This is a genomic window from Phocaeicola sp. RTP21198st1_B8_RTP21198_201120, from assembly GCF_040929485.1.
GTDB classification, from domain to species: Bacteria; Bacteroidota; Bacteroidia; order Bacteroidales; family Bacteroidaceae; genus Phocaeicola; species Phocaeicola dorei.
In genome coordinates this window covers 1-1,873 of record NZ_JBCOCI010000237.1, presented here as the reverse complement: position 1 = coordinate 1,873, position 1,873 = coordinate 1, and the positions used below count along the sequence as shown (strand labels likewise).

General features: G+C 46.4%; 2 protein-coding genes. Both read left to right on the top strand.

Annotated features, from left to right (window positions below; all coding sequences use genetic code 11):
- Nucleotides 1-1,156: glycosyl hydrolase (locus tag AB5935_RS24970; RefSeq protein WP_368327753.1), on the top strand; the 1,156-nt coding region annotated here is incomplete at its 5' end.
- A 35-nt stretch (nt 1,157-1,191) separates the two neighbouring features.
- The coding region (locus tag AB5935_RS24965) for a glycosyl hydrolase (RefSeq protein WP_410525548.1) at nt 1,192-1,873 on the top strand (682 nt) is incomplete at its 3' end.

Genomic DNA, 1,873 nt, shown 5'->3' with positions numbered 1-1,873 from the left:
GTTCCTGACAGGGACTGCGTTCGTACTTATGGCATGTTCGTCGGGAGAAGAATTTGCCGGGCATTCGGGCAAAGGAGAGGAACCTGTTATTACACCTGTCCTTTGTACTTCCGGTGCTTCGGAGCAAGCGGTGAAAGTATATGATTTCTTAAGGGAGAACAGGAATAAGAAAACACTGTCCGGAACAATGGCATGCCCGAGTTGGAATGTCAATGAGGCGGAATGGGTATATCAGCATACAGGCAAGTATCCGGCGATTGCTTTTTTTGACTATCTCTCTTTGGAGTATTCCCCTTGTTCGTGGATTGATTATTCGAAAACGAAAATAGTGGAAGACTGGTGGAACAAGAACGGGCTTGTGGGTGCGGGCTGGCATTGGAGAGTGCCATGTGTCCAAGGAAGTGCCGAACGGCACTATACTCCGGGGGACGGTTCTGTAGATCCGGGTACGGGAAAAAGGACGACGACTGTTTTCAGTGCTGCTAACGCTACAAAGGAGGGCACTTGGGAAAACGAAGTCGTCAAGGCCGATTTGAAGAAGCTGGCGGGCTATTTGAAGTTGCTTCGCGATAAGAGAATTCCTGTAATATGGCGTCCTTTGCATGAGGCTGCCGGTAATATCTATAATTATAAGAATGGAAAAGCCTGGTTTTGGTGGGGAAATGACGGGGCGGAAGCGTACAAGAAACTATGGATTTATATTTTCAATTATTTTAAGAAAGAAGGAATCAACAATCTGATTTGGGTATGGACTACACAAACTAAGGATAGCGAGTTTTATCCGGGGGATGAATACGTCGATATGGTGGGGCGTGATATGTATCCTGCAAAGGATGAGTACACTACTGGGGAATACTGTTTCAGGCAGTACGGTACGATAACTGCTTCTTGTCCGGGTAAGCTGGTGGCATTGAGCGAATGTGGAAATGGCGAACAAAGCGGGAAAGTGTATCATCTTGCCCGGATATCCGCCCAGTGGGAGGCAGGGGCAAAATGGACATACTTTATGCCGTGGTATGATTACAGCCGTACGAAAGAATTGGATTCGGAAGCTTTTACTGCGACATCCCATAGGTATGCAGATAAGGATTGGTGGGTGGATGCAATGTCACAGGATTATGTAATCACCCGCGATCAATTACCCTCTTTTAAATAATACTTAATAGCTTGAAGATGAAAAATAAACTAGTTATGGCAGGCGTTTTCCTGCTTGCTTTAGGAATGGGCGGATGTGTGATAAGAGAGCAACAGTCTGCTTCGAAAACTGCGGAGACGGAGGCATTGTTGGATAAGTTAATCCGCTTGCCGAAGAAAGGATTCATGTTTGGTCATCAGGATGATCCGGTATATGGTATCCGGTGGGATGGAGACGAGAACCGTAGTGATGTCAAAAGTGTGTGTGGCGATTATCCGGCAGTGATGGCTTTTGACCTGGGGCGTATTGAAAGGGGAGGAGAGAAGAACTTGGATGATGTTCTTTTCGAACGGATACGAGCAGAGATTATAGCACACTATAACAGGGGTGGTGTTTGCTCTCTTAGCTGGCATGTGGATAACCCTGTGACGGGAGAAGCGTCTTGGGATGTGAGTGATTCAACGGCAGTTGCTTCCGTCCTTCCCGGAGGAGAGAATCATGGGAAGTTTCTTGGATGGCTGGATAGGGTAGCAGATTTTATGAATTCGCTTGTCACGAAGGAAGGAGTTAAAATACCGGTGATTTTCCGTCCCTGGCATGAACATACGGGGAGCTGGTTTTGGTGGGGACAAAATCTTTGTTCTGCCGAAGAATATAAGTCGTTGTGGAAAATGACTTATGATTATCTACAGGAAAAGGCAGTGAATCATTTGCTATATGCTTATTCTCCGGGTAGTG